The sequence below is a fragment of the Pontimicrobium sp. MEBiC01747 genome (assembly GCF_053601635.1).
The window spans coordinates 1-16,160 of sequence record NZ_JBSHNS010000447.1; the positions used below are offsets into that span (position 1 = coordinate 1).

A 16,160-nucleotide genomic window follows, 5' to 3' on the forward strand; every position below is an offset into this window, starting at 1 on the left:
CTATTATATTGGTAAACTATTAAAATCTAAAAACCCTGAAGAAGTAAAAGCAGGACAAGGCGTTGGTTTATTTTTTCCTAATCAAAAAGACAGAGGAACCCATATTAATATAAGTGGCGCAGGTGTTGCAAAATACGCACCCAATAAAGCAAACGCTATAAAATTTATAGAATTTTTAGCAAGCAAAGAAGCGCAAGAAGTATTTGCAGAAGCAAATTACGAATATCCAGTTAACCCAGCAGTAGAGCCTTCAGAGTTACTAAAATCTTGGGGAACTTTTAAAGAAGATGCCTTAAACTTATCTATATTAGGAAAAAACAATAAAAAGGCAGTTATATTATTTGATGAAGCTGGCTGGAAATAAAATTGAAAGAACGTTACAAAACATATTTTAAAAGAGATTTTAATAAATGGTCAATTTATACATTGGCCATTGTTCTTTTTATAGCTTTACCCATAATCACTATATTTTTTAATCTGTTTTCTGGTCCAGGAGAGACATGGAATCATATTGTGAAAAATGTATTATTAGAGTATTCACTTAACTCCTTATGGTTAATTATAGGTTGCACACTTTTAACACTATGGTTTGGAGTCTCCTCGGCATGGATAGTAAGCCGTTATAAATTGCCATTTCATAAAGCTTTAGAGTGGTTACTTATATTACCATTAGCAATACCTTCTTACATAACGGCATATACATACGCTGGTTTTTTTGATTATGGAGGAACTCTAGAATTAATTTTACGACCTCTTGGAATGACAGGTTGGAAAATAAATATTACTAATATTCTAGGGTTAATATTAGTATTAAGCACCTCTTTGTTTCCTTATGTATATGTTAGTGCTAGAACCGTTTTTTTATATCAATCGGGTAGACTAATAGAAGCATCTAAAACCTTAGGAGCAGGAGAAAGAACTACTTTTTTTAAAATAGTATTACCAGTAGCTAGACCAGCAATAATAGGAGGTTTAACGCTAGTGTTAATGGAAGTTTTAAACGATTATGGAGCAGCTAAGTATTATGGCGTTAGTACATTTACTACTGGAATTTTTAGAACATGGTTTGCATTAGAAGAACCCGCTACAGCCATTTATTTATCAGCTGTTTTATTACTTATAGTTTTTATTATTATAATACTAGAACGCTATCAACGCAGAAACAAAAGTTATGCATTAACAACCAAGAGTAGTATAAAATTACCAAAAATTAAAACATCTAAAAAAAACAAAGCTTTACTTTTCATTATAGTTAGTATTCCAATTTTTGCAGGCTTTGTATTACCAGTCGTACAATTAATTTACTGGTCTTTTTTAACCTTTAAAACCGTTGCCTCAGTATCGTTTTTTACAATAGCACTACAAAGTTTGGGGCTATCATTATTAACCGCTTTACTAACCGTAGTATTTGCATTGCTAATTCTTTATTTACCAAAATGGAATAGAATAGAAAGTCTTAAAAAGAGTTCTAGAATAGCCATATTAGGTTATGCTATACCTGGGGCAGTAATTGCTATAGGTGTTATGATACCTACGTTGGCTTTTGATAAATGGTTACTTAAAGCGTTAAAGCAGTTGGCAAATATAGATATTGGGCTTATTATAAATGGGAGTATTTTTGTTTTACTATATGCGTATATTATTAGGTTTCTTGCAGTAGCATACAACCCAATAGAAGCAAATCATTTAAAAATTGGAAATGTACTATCTGAAGCATCAAAACTATTAGGTAAAGGAAATATAAAAAGTTTTTTCAAAATAGATTTCCCCTTATTAAAATCAGGCATATTTAGTGCTTTTGTTCTCGTATTTGTAGATACTATGAAAGAATTACCATTAACTCTTATATTAAAAACATATAATATTAATACATTGGCAGTAAAAGCATACGAATATGCTAGTGACGAACTTATAATGGAAGCGGCATTACCATCATTATGCATTATAATAACAGGAGTTTTACCCGTAATTTTGTTGAACAGGCTTATTTTAAATGGAAGGAGTTAAAAAAGTAAATAAATAAGTTAAGTAACGCTATTACAAAGAATATAGAAATAATTTTATATAAACTAATAAATACGGTCAGCCAAAAGTGCTATTTAATAACGTAAAATAAAGTGGAAACCATTTTAAATATAACATCGCTTTTTAAAACCTTTAATAAAGGAAAACTTAAAGTTATCAATGCAATTAATTTATCTATTAAAAGAGGTGAGATTATTGCATTAGTTGGAGAAAGTGGAAGTGGTAAAACAACATTAACAAGAATTATTTCAGGATTAGAAATACAAGAGGAAGGAAGTATAGAACTAAACGGAATTACTGTTGCTAATGATTCGGTGTTTATTCCACCAGAAGAAAGAAATATAGGTATGGTTTTTCAAGACTACGCTTTATTTCCTCATCTTACAGTTTTTGAAAACATAGGATATGGCGTTTCTAAAAATGAAGATAAAATAAAACGTATTCAATACGTATTAGAACTAGTAGGTTTACAGGAATTTAAAAAAAGATATCCGCATCAACTCTCTGGAGGGCAACAGCAACGTGTAGCCTTGGCGCGAGCCTTGGCATTAAAGCCAAATCTGTTAATATTAGATGAGCCATTTAGTAATCTAGATGTGATATTAAAAATGCAGTTAAGAGATGAAATACATAGTATTTTAAAACAAACCAATACAACTACAATTTTTGTAACACATGATATGAAAGATGCAATAGCAATTGCAGATAAAATAGTTGTGTTAAAAGAAGGAGAAATTGTTCAATACGGCACAGCAAAAAAATTATATAAAAAACCAAATAATTTTTATGTGGCGTCTTTATTTAGTCCGGTAATTAAATTAAGCAGTACAGACCTTTCTTGTTTTAATTATAATAATTATAATAACAAGCAATACGCACTAAGATTAGAACATATTATAGTAAATAAAATAACAAAATATATAACACCAGTAATACTAAAACAAAGTGTTTTTCTTGGAAAATACTATTTTAATACAGCAGCACTAGAAAATGGAACTTTAATTCATTTTCAGTCTAAAACAAAATTAAAAAAAGATGTCACAATAGGGTTTAAATCAAAAAACCTTTTAAATTTTGAATAATAAAACTTAAATAATTTATTTATAAGCATATTACAGTAAGCTTTAAAACTTCATTAACTTTGTTAAAAAATTAAATAGCAATGAATACTTCAATAGAACAATTATTAAATAATCAAATAAAATATGAAGCTCAAGCTTCTATGCAATACTTAGCAATGGCATCATGGTCTGATGCAAAAGGCTACAATGGTGTTTCAGATTTTTTCTATAAACAATCTGAAGAAGAACGATTACACATGACTAAATTAGTTAAGTTTGTTAACGAACGTGGAGGAGAAGTAATAATTCCGCAATTAGATGCACCAAAATCATCATTTGAGGGGCTTAACGAGCTTTTTGAGAAATTCTTAAACAGTGAAGTTTTTGTAACAGAACAAATCAATCATATTATATATGAATGTTTACAACACAAAGACTATAATGTACATAACTTTATGCAATGGTATGTTACAGAACAACTAGAAGAGGAAGCTATGGCTAGAACACTATTAGATAAGTTAAATATAATAGGAAGCGATAAATCTGGACACTATTTGTTTGATAGAGATATAAATAACATAGCAGCTTCGCAAGATAAAGGCTAATTTATTATTGCATATATTTTAAAGATTTCTTTTTTGAAATCTTTTTTTTTGTAAATTTGTTTTTATTTAGAATAAATAAAAATAATGAGAACAAATATTATTTCAGAACCTTCTTTAATGATGCTTAATACTCCATGCATGTTTTCTTGTGGAGAAGGAAAGAAAAAAAAATGTTGCAAAAAATATAAGAAAAAAGGAAAATCTAACTGCAAACGATGCCCAAAAGTTAAATAATATAAAAAACATATTATTTTAAAACAGTCTAAATATAAACAGCTGTAAATTAGTTATTTGTATTTGTTCTAAATTTAATAATGCATAGCTTTAGTAATATTAATTAAAAAGAAAAAGTTATGTCTATAAGAATTGGAAATAGTTGCATTAATTGCGATAATTTAAGCGACAACAAAATGTGTAAAGTTCATGGAGTAAAAGTGAGTAGGAGCTATACATGTGATAGTTTTGAAATGAAAGCAGCTTTAAAAAATGATCCAAACTGTGGAACCTGTGTCCGTTATGAAAGTACTACCTGTGCTAATCCTAAAAAAGCAGCTCCAGGAATGTTATGCTCACAATGGGCACCACAAAATGCAACAGCATAAGTAAAAAAATAAAATAGACTTAAAAGCGACTTATTTAAATGAGTCGCTTTTTTGTTTCTATCAATATATAGACTCCATAAAAAATCATAATTTAATTTGTGTATTTTTATGCTACATTCCTATTTAGTTGTATGAGATATATAGTCCTTTTATTGTTATTATGTTTCTTTAATACCATACATGGTAAAGAGTGGAGTAGTTTAAGAAACTATCAGAAAGCTACAAACAATAAAGCCTTAACAGCATCCGATTGGTTAAAATACGATAGAAAGCATAATACTTTAATTTGGCAAAAGGCAAACACGTACAATTTAAAACATAATTTGTATCAAGAATATGAGAATATTGTACAGCGAAGAGACTTTTATCGTTGGATGCATTTTAAGTTACAAAGTAAAGGACATGAAGTAGTTTGGCCAGCAATGGCTTATTTAATATCTAAAAAACTTCACTTAGTAGAAGTCTTTCCGTACAATGCATTCGCTAAAAAAAAGATAAAAATATATGCAGTAGAAGGAAGTGCTGTCGTTTTTAAAAATGCATTTAAAAAACTGTCAGAAATCAATAGTTCAAAAACTATTTTTAAAGGAGACGACGCACTTAAATGGGACAAAGCAATATTATATGAAGAACAATATAGCTGGTTAGAAAAAATATACAGTACAGTAGACCAAAAAACTTTAAAAACAATTAGTCGAATAGCTAAAGGGCAATTTCTGTATAGTTTAGTAGTACCAAAACCAATTAGATTTAAAGGAAACATTTCTATAGCAGAAGACCGTTATAATTATGGGCTTTACACACTTAGAGAATATTGTAAAATGAAAAAGATAAACTAATTTTTAATTTATAAATTATATAAAATAATTCGTTTATATAAACAAAATAAGTAATAATAAAGACGTATATTTGCTTGCAATTAATTCTAATTGCAATGACAGCACACGAAAACAAAATAGTAGGAGAAGGTTTAACTTACGACGATGTCCTATTAGTCCCAGCTTTTTCCGAAGTACTTCCCAGAGAAGTAAACATTCAAACAAAATTTACACGAAACATTACTATCAATGTACCTATTGTATCTGCAGCTATGGATACAGTTACTGAAAGTGCAATGGCAATTGCTATGGCAAGAGAAGGAGGTATAGGTGTGCTACACAAAAACATGACGATAGAGCAGCAAGCTCAAAAAGTACGTAAAGTAAAACGTGCAGAAAGCGGAATGATTATAGACCCTGTAACGTTACCACTTACAGCTAAAGTATCGGACGCAAAACAGCAAATGAAAGAACATAGTATTGGAGGAATTCCAATAGTAGACGAAAACGGTTTACTAAAAGGAATCGTTACCAATAGAGATTTACGTTTCGAGCACCGTAACGAAAGACCTATTGTAGAGGTGATGACGAGTGAAAATTTAGTTACAGCTCCAGTAGGAACCTCTTTAAAAGATGCCGAAAAAATTCTTCAAGAAAATAAAATAGAAAAACTATTAATTGTTGAAGGTGATAAACTAGTAGGATTAATTACATTTAGAGATATAACTAAAGTAACACAAAAGCCTATAGCAAATAAAGATAATTATGGACGTTTAAGAGTTGCTGCAGCAATAGGAGTAACTGGAGACGCAGTAGAAAGAGCTTCTGCATTAGTAAAAGCAGGAGTAGACGCTATAATAATAGACACTGCACATGGGCATACTAAAGGAGTCGTAGCCGTTTTAAAAGACATAAAGAAACAATTTCCAGAATTAGAAGTAGTAGTGGGTAATATTGCAACTGCAGAAGCAGCTAAATACTTAGTTGAAGCAGGAGCAGATGCAGTAAAAGTAGGAATTGGGCCAGGATCTATATGTACAACACGTGTAGTTGCAGGAGTAGGGTTCCCTCAATTCTCAGCAGTACTAGAAGTAGCAGCAGCAATAAAAGGAAGCGGAGTACCAGTTATAGCAGATGGAGGAATTCGTTATACAGGAGATATTCCAAAAGCTATTGCAGCAGGAGCAGATTGTGTAATGTTAGGCTCACTTTTAGCAGGAACTAAAGAATCTCCAGGAGAAACTATTATATACGAAGGGCGAAAGTTTAAATCGTATAGAGGTATGGGGTCTGTAGAAGCTATGAAAAAAGGAAGTAAAGACCGTTATTTCCAAGATGTAGAGGACGATATTAAAAAACTGGTACCAGAAGGTATTGTAGGACGAGTACCATACAAAGGAGAATTATTTGAAAGTATTCACCAATTTATAGGAGGCTTACGTGCAGGAATGGGCTACTGTGGAGCAAAAGATGTAGAAACATTAAAAGCAACAGGACGTTTTGTAAAAATAACAGCATCAGGAATAAACGAAAGTCACCCACATGATGTAACAATAACAAAAGAAGCACCTAATTATTCTAGATAGATAATTTTAAAAGTGAAAAAAGCAGCAATTATAATTATAATTGCTGCTTTTTTTTATGTGTATGGACTCTTAAAATGTTTAAATAAGAGCTAATTTTTCTTTATTAAAAACCCAACGTTTTACAGGTTGCTCAAAATTTAAATACCCCGGAATACAAACATGTTCCTTAACAAACGAAAAACCAATACGCTCTAATGTTTTATTTGGAGCAGGATTTAAAGCATAAGGTTCGCAAAATAATTGCTGTAAATGCAAAGCTTTAAAAAATATAGGAATAGACAATTTTACTAATTGTGTACCTAACCCTTTGTGCCTTGTTTGCTGTTCCCATAAATGTAAATGCATAAAAGCTTGTTTGTTAAATTCTATCTGGTTTACATTACAATGCCCAATTGCTGTACCATTAAGTAGCCAAATAAGTGCAAATGACTTTTTGTTTTCAATTGGCGTATCTAATTGAGAATTTAACATAGAAACTAAATCTTCCCTACTAGGAAGCTTAGACAAATCCACCCCCATTTTTATAAGGTGCTCATCACTAGATTTTAACCAATAATTAGCTAAAGCATCTATATCTTTATGTTGTATAGGTCTAACAGATAAGTTCATCATTTATTCTAAATATAATTGACCTCTATGAGGTTTTAAAGCATCTCTAACAGGTTTCATTTCCTCATCATTAACAACCATATAAGCAATAGCATGAGCAGTATTTATGGTTTCAAAACCAGTAATATTTATAGATAATTGCTCTAAAGCAATGTATTCTTTTAAATGAATTTCGTGATGCTCAGCTATTTTTAATGCATCAGGACCACGAAAATCCCATATTAATTTTAGTTTACGCATCTAGAACAGATATGCCATTTTCGGCAAAATTTTTAAAATCAGTTAAATATTTCATGGATTGCTTTTTAAATATACTAGGCATTAATAAAGTAAGCATTCTCATTTTAAAATTTGTAGCAATAAATTCACTCTTAGAAACCCATTTGGTATGCCCATCTGCTGTTTCCGAAAAAGAGTTTTTTTGAATATTATGCATACCTGGAGCATCATAATTTAAATACATTTTATGAGGCAATTTAATATCTACAATAGTTTCAGTAAGAGACATTTTTCTTTTTCCAAACGTGTAATTTAATTGCATTTTTGCTCCTGTCTTACCAGGGTTACCAGAAAGGTGTTCGTAACTAGTTAATCCACGCTGCCAATGTTTCATGTTATCGTGATTGTCCAGTTTTTTAATAAAGTCATCAAGCGATACTTTAACGATTATTTCAGAAGTATACTTCATCTAATAAAATAATTTGGGGTAATTTATAAAAAAATAAAATAATCTAATTAATCGGGCGTTAAAGTAGTTTTTTTTGATGAAAAACACTGTGAAAATAAAGAAAAATGAAGAATATATTTTTAAGAATGAAAGGAATCAAATAAGAACAGAATTAGCTATAATTAAAAAAACAATTTAGAACACTAAATAAACTTTAGTAACGTTAGGTAATATACTTGTATTATAGGCTAATATTGCTATTTTTGTAACCATTGCAAAAACAAAAAAAAGATTATGAAAATTAAATTTGTATTATGTTTTTTAAGTGTCGTATTTGTGCAATCTTTAACAGCACAAAGTAATAACAAACAAATTCTTTTTACTGTAGAAGACACACCTGTTTATGCGTCTGAGTTTATTAGAGTTTATAATAAAAACCTAGAACTGGTAAAAGATGAATCGCAAAAAGATGTAGACGAGTACTTAAAACTTTTCATTAATTACAAATTAAAACTTCAAGAAGCAAAAGCTTTAGGACTAGATAAAAAAGATAATTACCTAAGAGAGTTTGATAGCTATAAAAAACAACTATCTAAAAACTATTTAACAGATACTAAGGTAACCGATGCATTAGTAGAAGAAGCTTATGATAGAATGGGCTATGAAGTAGATGCTAGCCATATACTAGTTAGGTTAGATGAAAATGCAACTCCAGAAGATACGCTAAAAGCATACAATCAAATTGTAAAATTAAGAGACCGTGTAATAAAGGAGGGATACAAAGCTGTGCAAAGAGATGTGCATAACGGAAAAACTATTTTCGCTGAGGATTTAGGCTATTTTTCTGCTTTTAAAATGGTTTATAATTTCGAAAACGTTGCATTCAATACAAAAGTAGGAGAGGTGTCAAAACCTTTTAGAACCCGTTTTGGATATCATGTCTTAACCGTTTTAGATAGAAGAGTATCTAGAGGTCAAGTTACCGTAGCCCACATAATGATTAAAGACGACGAGACTAAAATTAATGAAATATATAAAAGAATAGAACAAGGTGAAGCTTTCGAATCTTTGGCTAAACAGTTTTCAGAAGATAAAAGCTCAGCTAATAAGGGAGGAACATTAAAACCATTTTCAAGTGGAGAATTAAGCTCTAAAATTTTTGAAGATGTAGCTTTTAACTTAAAAGAAAAAGAAGTATCTAAACCTTTTAAAAGCGAATTTGGATGGCATGTAGTAAAATTAATTAGTAAAAAAGAAAGAGAGCCATTTAAACAAGTAAAAGGATTCTTAGAAAATAAAATAAAAAGAGATTCTAGATCAAAGCTTATTAACGATTCGCGAATAAGTAAATTAAAGTCTAAATACACAATTGAGGAAAATAAATCTGGAATAGCCTATTTTAAAAGTATTATTAATAATGCTTATTTAAGTGGAAGATGGAGCTTGCCTACAAATTTTGAAGCAGATAAACCATTACTAAAAATACAAGATAGACAATTAACAAATAACGATTTTGCCCAATTTTTATTAAAAAGTCAAAGACAACGCTCTACAGAAAAAAATGTAGATAATGTAATTAACACAGTATACAAGCGTTATTTTGATTATGAATTGTTAAGATATCAAGAAGATAACTTAGAACATGACAACGAAGATTATGCACAAATTTTAGGAGAATATAGAGATGGCTTACTATTATTCGATTTAATGGAAACCGAAATATGGAATGCAGCAACAACAGATTCTATAGCATTAAAAGAATACTACAACACGCATAAAAAAAATTACTTTTTTAAAGAGCGTATAAATGGAATTGTAGCATCATCAGCTAAAAAGGCAGATATAAAAAAGGTTGCTAAACTTTTAAAATCTGGTAAAACTATTGACGAAATTAAGAAAGCTGTAAATACAGAAGAAAAAATAAACGTAAGCTTTACAGAAGACGAAATGGAGGCCAACCATCAAGCACTACCTAAAAAGTTTAAATTTAAAAAAGGAGTATCAAAAATATATAAGCATAACGATGCCTATATAGTTGTTAAAGTTAAAGAGATATTACCAAAACAAATTAAAACTTACGACGAAACCAAAGGCAGGGTCATTAGCGATTATCAAACATTTAAAGAAGAAAATTGGGTGAAAGAATTAGCTAACAAATACAATGTTACAATTAATAAAAACACTTTAAAAACTGTAAAAGCTAACATTAAAAATTAAATAGTTATTAAAAATATACCTTACATATTATTGTTGCTACTACTAGCATCTTGTGAGTATTTTACCCCAACTACACAAGAAAATGCTGTAGCCAGAGTAAATGAACACTTTTTATACGAGGAAGACATTTTAGATGTTTTACCCGAAAATTACACAAAAGCAGACAGTACCATTATTGTAAACGATATGATTAATCGTTGGGCAACAAAACAATTATTAGTAAGTGGTGCAGAACTAAATCTAAAAGAAGACACGCAAAAAGAATTTGATAAGCTTGTCGAACAATATAAAATAGACCTTTACAGTAAAGCCTATTTAGAAGCATTAGTATATAAAAACTTAGATACTGTAGTTTCTAAAGAAGAAGCCGCTTCATATTATGAGAAAAATAAAGAAGCCTTTAAATTAAATGAAGAATTAATTACATTTAGGTATATTAATTTAGATGATAACCGATTGGATATAGAAGACATAAAAAAGAAGTTTAAGCGTTTTGAAGTAAAAGATAAAAAAGAGTTAGACTCTATTTCCATTCAGTTTAAATCCTACTCATTAAACGACTCTGTATGGATTCGTTTAAATCAAGTAGTAAATAAAATACCAGTTATAAAACAGGAAAATAAAAGAGAACTGTTAAAAAAATCTAATTTTATACAACTCAAAGATTCATTAGGACTATATTTGATGCAAATTAATGATGTTCTACTAAGAAACAGCACAGCTCCTTTGGAATATGTAAAGCCTACAATAGACCAAATAGTGGTAAATAAACGTAAGTTGGAACTCATTAAAAAGTTAAAACAAGACATTACAAACGATGCCATTAAAAATAAACATTTTGAAATTTACAATTAACTTAAAACACATTATAGCGTTAAGCTTAACTTTTTTTGTAGCACAAGGATTAGTAGCACAAGAAATTATAGAAGAAACTAATGAAGTAAAAAAGCAAGACAGTGTAAAGCCGTTTACAACACAAAAAATAGATGGAGTAGCAGCAGTAGTAGGAGATTATATTGTTTTAGACTCAGACGTAGCCTTAGAATACGAAAAACTAAAATTAAGAGGCGCTAACCTAGAAAACTTTACAGAATGTCAATTGTTTGGAAAACTTTTAGAAGATAAATTATATGCACACCAAGCAATTCAAGATAGTATTGTAATAAGTGAGGCAGAAATAAGAAGTTTTGTTAATCAGCAAATAGAAGAGTTTAAAATTAGACTAGACGGATCGTTAGACGAAGTATTAAAACTATACAGAAAAGAAGACGAGAAAAGTTTAAGAGAGGAGATGATAGAAATTAACAGAACTCAAAAACTTGTTGCAGAAATGCAGAAAAAAATAGTTGATGAAATAGAAGTAACACCAGAAGAAGTACGCTTATTTTTTAATAGAATACCAAAAGAAGAGCGTCCAGTATTTGGAACAGAATTAAAAGTTTCACAAATTGTAATAGAACCTAAAGTAACATTAGAAGAAAAACAAAAAGTAATAGACCAATTAAAAGGGTTTAAAACAGATATAGAAGAAAATGGAGCAAACTTCCGTTCTAAAGCAGTATTATACTCACAAGATCCAGGATCTAAAAGAACAGGAGGGTTTTATACCTTAAATAGAGCACGCCCAAGAATGGTAAAAGAGTTTAGAGAAGTAGCCTTTTCTTTACAAGAAGGAGAAATATCAGAGCCTTTTAAAACAGAATTTGGATACCACATTATATATTTAGAAAAAATTAGAGGACAAGAATACGATATACGCCACATATTAAGAATACCTGAAGTATCTTCTAAATCCATACAAGAAGCAAAGGAGAGATTAGAAAACGTTAGAAAAAATATACTAGAAGGTAACATTACTTTTGAAGAAGCAGCAAGAGAATCTAGTGATGAAGTAAAAACAAAGTTTCAAGGCGGAAAACTAATTAACCCAGCAACACAAGATTATAATTTTGAATTAACTAAAATGGATCCAGAATTATACGCACAAATACAAAACTTAAAAGATGGAGAGATTTCTAGAGTTATACAAGACCAAGACAGAACAGGAAACTCTAAATTTAAAATTTTAAGCATTACAGATAGAGTAGACGAACATGAAGCAGACTATTCTAGAGACTATTTAAAAATAAAAGAATTAGCATTAAACGAAAAAAGAATAAAAGCTATAGATAAATGGCAAGATGAAACTATAGAAAACACTTACATAAAAGTAAGTGGAGATTATAGAAAATGCGATTTTAATAGTAATTGGTTAAAAAAATAATCATAAAAAAGAATGTCAGACGTAACAGCAGTAAATCAATTAGTAAAAAAATATAACGATTTAAAACAAGAAATAGCCAAAGTAATAGTTGGGCAAGACGATGTTGTAAATCAAATATTAATCTCCATTTTTTCGGGAGGACACGCATTACTAATAGGAGTACCAGGTTTGGCAAAAACGCTAATGGTTAATACCATTGCACAAGCATTAGGTTTAAATTTTAAAAGAATACAATTTACACCAGATTTAATGCCTAGCGATATATTAGGAAGTGAGATACTAGATGAAAGTAGAAATTTTAAGTTTATAAAAGGGCCTATTTTTTCTAATATTATTTTAGCAGACGAAATAAACAGAACACCACCTAAAACACAAGCAGCATTATTAGAAGCTATGCAAGAACGTGCAGTTACAGTTGCAGGACACCATTATAAGTTGGATTTACCATACTTTGTATTAGCAACACAAAACCCAATAGAACAAGAAGGAACATATCCACTTCCCGAAGCGCAATTAGACCGTTTTATGTTTGCAATACATTTAAATTATCCATCATTTAAAGAAGAAGTAGAAGTCGTTAAAGCAACTACAAGTAATGCTAAGCCAAAAGTAAATGCATTATTTACAGCCAAAGAAATTATTGATTTTCAAGACTTAATACGCCGTATTCCTGTAGCAGATAATGTTATTGAGTACGCAGTAACTATGGTAGGTAAAACAAGACCAAATAGTGATGCAGCTTCAGACCTAGTAAAAAACTATATAGATTGGGGTGCAGGACCTAGAGCCTCACAAAACCTAATATTAGCAGCAAAAACACATGCAGCAATACATGGTAAATTCTCACCAGATATAGAAAACGTACAAGCAGTAGCTACAAGTATACTTCGCCATAGAATGATAAAAAATTACAAAGCAGAGGCAGAAGGCATTACAGAAGAAGAAATTATTAAATCACTGTTCTAACAAACAATATATACTATAATATATTAAAATAAACATCAAAGCTTTTAAATTAAAGTTTTGATGTTTTTTTATGCAAACTTATTTTAACTTTTTATTTTTTAACCGCAATTGAGATAAAATTTGTTCAGATTGAACATTTTTTGACAAGTCATAGTATTACTACAAGTAAAAAAATAACAAAATTCGAGCCATTTTTAGGAAATAGAAAAGTCAAGATGGTTCTACAATAACATTTAAAAAATCAAGCTAATCTTTATTAAATTAAGACTAAGTATTTTCAATAAAGAACATAATATTCTTATTTTTTACAAATAATAAAACATTTCCACTTGTTAATTTAATATTTTTTTAATTGTAATTTTGCCGTATTAGTAAAATTAAGTTGTTAAAAAGGTGTTTTATTGATTAATTCTCAAACATTTCTCAATTTCCTTATATATTTTTTAAATTCTATAGAATTTTGTAAATTTGCAAGACTTTAAAAAAATAAAAACAACCTTAAATTTTTACTATATGGCATTCGATATCGATATGATAAAAAAGGTTTACAGCCAAATGGCAGAGCGTGTTGATGCAGCACGTGACGTTGTAGGTAAACCATTAACACTTTCAGAAAAAATATTATATAATCACTTATGGGACGGAAAACCGACTAAAGCTTTCGAGAGAGGAAAAGATTATGTAGATTTTGCACCAGATCGTATCGCATGTCAAGATGCAACAGCACAAATGGCTTTATTGCAATTTATGCAAGCAGGAAAAAGCAAAGTAGCTGTGCCAACAACTGTACATTGCGATCACTTAATACAAGCTAAAGATGGAGCTGCAACAGATTTAAAAAACGCTAACGATATTAGTAGCGAAGTTTTTAATTTCTTAGAATCAGTATCTAATAAATATGGTATTGGATTCTGGAAGCCAGGTGCAGGGATTATTCACCAAGTAGTATTAGAAAATTATGCATTCCCAGGAGGAATGATGATTGGTACAGATTCTCACACAGTAAACGCTGGTGGATTAGGAATGGTAGCAATTGGAGTTGGAGGAGCAGATGCAGTAGATGTAATGGCTGGTATGGCTTGGGAATTAAAGTTTCCAAAACTAATAGGTGTTAAATTAACAGGTAAATTATCTGGATGGACAGCACCAAAAGATGTTATATTAAAAGTAGCTGAAATTTTAACTGTAAAAGGAGGTACAGGTGCTATTGTAGAATATTTTGGACCTGGAGCGACATCTATGTCTTGTACAGGAAAAGGAACTATCTGTAACATGGGAGCAGAAATAGGAGCAACCACATCTACATTTGGATACGATGAGTCTATGGAGCGCTATTTACGTGCAACAGAAAGAGCAGACGTTGCAGATGCAGCAAATCAAGTAAAAGATTATTTAACAGCAGATCCAGAAGTATACGCAAATCCAGAACAATATTTTGATCAAGTTATAGAAATAAACTTATCAGAATTAGGGCCATTATTAAACGGTCCTTTCACACCAGATTTATCTACAGAAGTAGGAAGCTCAATGACTGAAAAAGCAACAGCTAACGATTGGCCTCTACAAGTAGAGTGGGGATTAATTGGATCTTGTACAAACTCATCTTACGAAGATTTATCTAGAGCATCATCTATAGCACAACAAGCCATAGATAAAGGTTTAAAAATGAAAGCAGAATTAGGAATTAATCCAGGTTCTGAAAAAGTAAGATATACAGCAGACAGAGACGGAATCCTAGGAATATTCGAAAAACTTGACGCCAAAATATTTACTAATGCATGTGGACCATGTATTGGTCAATGGGCTAGATATAGTGATCCTAAAAATGCACCAAAAAATAGTATAGTACACTCTTTTAATAGAAACTTTGCTAAACGTGCAGATGGAAACCCTAATACACATGCCTTTGTTGCATCACCAGAATTAACAGCAGCAATAGCAGTAGCAGGACGTTTAGATTTTAACCCGTTAACAGATAAATTAATTAATGAAAACGGAGAAGAAGTAATGTTCGATGAGCCAACAGGATGGGAGTTACCACCAAAAGGCTTTGAAGTAAAAGATAATGGGTACTTAGAACCAGTTGCAGATGGTAGTGGTGTTGAAGTTGTTGTGAGTCCAACATCAGAAAGATTACAATTATTAACACCTTTTGAACCAATAGGTAATACTATAGAAGGAGCTAAACTATTAATAAAAGCTTTCGGTAAATGTACTACAGATCATATTTCTATGGCTGGACCATGGTTACGTTTTAGAGGACATTTAGATAATATTTCCAATAACTGTTTAATAGGAGCTGTAAATGCTTTTGGTAAAAAAACAAACTTTGTTAAAAACCAATTAACAGGAGATTATGGAGGTGTACCAGATACAGCTAGAGCATATAAAGCAGCCGGAGTAAAAACAGTAGTAGTAGGAGACCATAACTACGGAGAAGGATCTTCTAGAGAGCATGCAGCAATGGAGCCAAGACATCTTGGTGTAGCTGCTGTAATTGTAAAATCTTTTGCTAGAATTCACGAAACAAACCTTAAAAAACAAGGGATGTTAGGATTAACTTTTGCTAATGAAAATGATTACGATTTAATTCAAGAAGACGATACATTTAACTTTGTAGATTTACATGAGTTTGCACCAGCAAAACAATTAACATTAGAAGTTGTTCATGCAGATGGAAGTAAAGACACTATTATGTTAAATCATACATATAACGATTCTCAAATAGAATGGTATAATGA

16 protein-coding genes are annotated in these 16,160 nt (G+C 30.5%); 13 read left to right on the forward strand and 3 right to left on the reverse strand.

Annotation, left to right across the window (positions count from 1 at the left end; all coding sequences use genetic code 11):
* From ACVC2P_RS14690 to guaB, 8 genes are all read left to right on the forward strand, one after another.
* The coding region (locus ACVC2P_RS14690) for an extracellular solute-binding protein (RefSeq protein WP_452599209.1) at positions 1-364 on the forward strand (364 nt) is incomplete at its 5' end.
* Between the two features lie 2 nt (positions 365-366).
* Positions 367-2,007 (forward strand): ABC transporter permease, encoded by a 1,641-nt coding sequence (locus tag ACVC2P_RS14695; protein ID WP_452599210.1) that lies wholly within the window; start codon positions 367-369, stop codon positions 2,005-2,007.
* Between the two features lie 110 nt (positions 2,008-2,117).
* A complete protein-coding gene (locus ACVC2P_RS14700) occupies positions 2,118-3,107 on the forward strand; it encodes an ABC transporter ATP-binding protein (protein WP_452599211.1) in 990 nt (329 codons plus the stop codon).
* Positions 3,108-3,187: 80 nt separating this feature from the next.
* A complete protein-coding gene (locus ACVC2P_RS14705; RefSeq protein ID WP_452599212.1) occupies positions 3,188-3,691 on the forward strand; it encodes a ferritin in 504 nt (167 codons plus the stop codon).
* A gap of 84 nt (positions 3,692-3,775) precedes the next feature.
* Positions 3,776-3,925 carry a hypothetical protein gene (locus tag ACVC2P_RS14710; protein ID WP_452599213.1) on the forward strand — a complete coding sequence of 50 codons (150 nt, stop codon included), beginning with the start codon at positions 3,776-3,778 and terminating at the stop codon, positions 3,923-3,925.
* A gap of 119 nt (positions 3,926-4,044) precedes the next feature.
* Positions 4,045-4,293: a hypothetical protein gene (locus ACVC2P_RS14715; RefSeq protein WP_452599214.1), complete on the forward strand. Its 249-nt coding sequence runs from the start codon at positions 4,045-4,047 to the stop codon at positions 4,291-4,293.
* A 131-nt stretch (positions 4,294-4,424) separates the two neighbouring features.
* On the forward strand, positions 4,425-5,132 hold the full coding sequence (locus ACVC2P_RS14720; protein ID WP_452599215.1) for an Insecticidal toxin complex protein: 708 nt from the start codon (positions 4,425-4,427) through the stop codon (positions 5,130-5,132).
* 95 nt (positions 5,133-5,227) lie between these two features.
* Positions 5,228-6,697 carry an IMP dehydrogenase gene (gene guaB, locus ACVC2P_RS14725; RefSeq protein ID WP_452599216.1) on the forward strand — a complete coding sequence of 490 codons (1,470 nt, stop codon included), beginning with the start codon at positions 5,228-5,230 and terminating at the stop codon, positions 6,695-6,697.
* Positions 6,698-6,775: 78 nt separating this feature from the next.
* Here guaB and ACVC2P_RS14730 read toward each other — a convergent pair whose 3' ends face one another.
* From ACVC2P_RS14730 to ACVC2P_RS14740, 3 genes are read right to left on the reverse strand one after another with little or no spacing between them, the layout of a single operon-like run.
* Positions 6,776-7,309 (reverse strand): GNAT family N-acetyltransferase, encoded by a 534-nt coding sequence (locus tag ACVC2P_RS14730; protein WP_452599217.1) that lies wholly within the window; start codon positions 7,307-7,309, stop codon positions 6,776-6,778.
* Positions 7,310-7,546 (reverse strand): hypothetical protein, encoded by a 237-nt coding sequence (locus ACVC2P_RS14735; protein WP_452599218.1) that lies wholly within the window; start codon positions 7,544-7,546, stop codon positions 7,310-7,312. It lies immediately after the preceding gene.
* Positions 7,539-7,994 carry an SRPBCC family protein gene (locus ACVC2P_RS14740; RefSeq protein ID WP_452599219.1) on the reverse strand — a complete coding sequence of 152 codons (456 nt, stop codon included), beginning with the start codon at positions 7,992-7,994 and terminating at the stop codon, positions 7,539-7,541. Before ACVC2P_RS14740 ends, ACVC2P_RS14735 begins: the two co-directional genes overlap by 8 nt.
* Before the next feature lie 273 nt (positions 7,995-8,267).
* Here ACVC2P_RS14740 and ACVC2P_RS14745 point away from each other — a divergent pair, with 273 nt between their 5' ends.
* From ACVC2P_RS14745 to ACVC2P_RS14765, 5 genes are all read left to right on the forward strand, one after another.
* Positions 8,268-10,190 (forward strand): peptidylprolyl isomerase, encoded by a 1,923-nt coding sequence (locus tag ACVC2P_RS14745; RefSeq protein WP_452599220.1) that lies wholly within the window; start codon positions 8,268-8,270, stop codon positions 10,188-10,190.
* 30 nt (positions 10,191-10,220) lie between these two features.
* A complete protein-coding gene (locus tag ACVC2P_RS14750; RefSeq protein ID WP_452599221.1) occupies positions 10,221-11,045 on the forward strand; it encodes a peptidyl-prolyl cis-trans isomerase in 825 nt (274 codons plus the stop codon).
* Complete coding sequence (locus ACVC2P_RS14755; RefSeq protein WP_452599222.1) at positions 11,029-12,453, forward strand: peptidylprolyl isomerase; 1,425 nt, start codon at positions 11,029-11,031, stop codon at positions 12,451-12,453. Before ACVC2P_RS14750 ends, ACVC2P_RS14755 begins: the two co-directional genes overlap by 17 nt.
* A gap of 12 nt (positions 12,454-12,465) precedes the next feature.
* Positions 12,466-13,419 carry an AAA family ATPase gene (locus tag ACVC2P_RS14760; protein ID WP_452599223.1) on the forward strand — a complete coding sequence of 318 codons (954 nt, stop codon included), beginning with the start codon at positions 12,466-12,468 and terminating at the stop codon, positions 13,417-13,419.
* A 513-nt stretch (positions 13,420-13,932) separates the two neighbouring features.
* Positions 13,933-16,160, forward strand: a 2,228-nt coding sequence (locus ACVC2P_RS14765) for an aconitate hydratase (RefSeq protein ID WP_452599224.1), incomplete at its 3' end; no start/stop codon positions are given.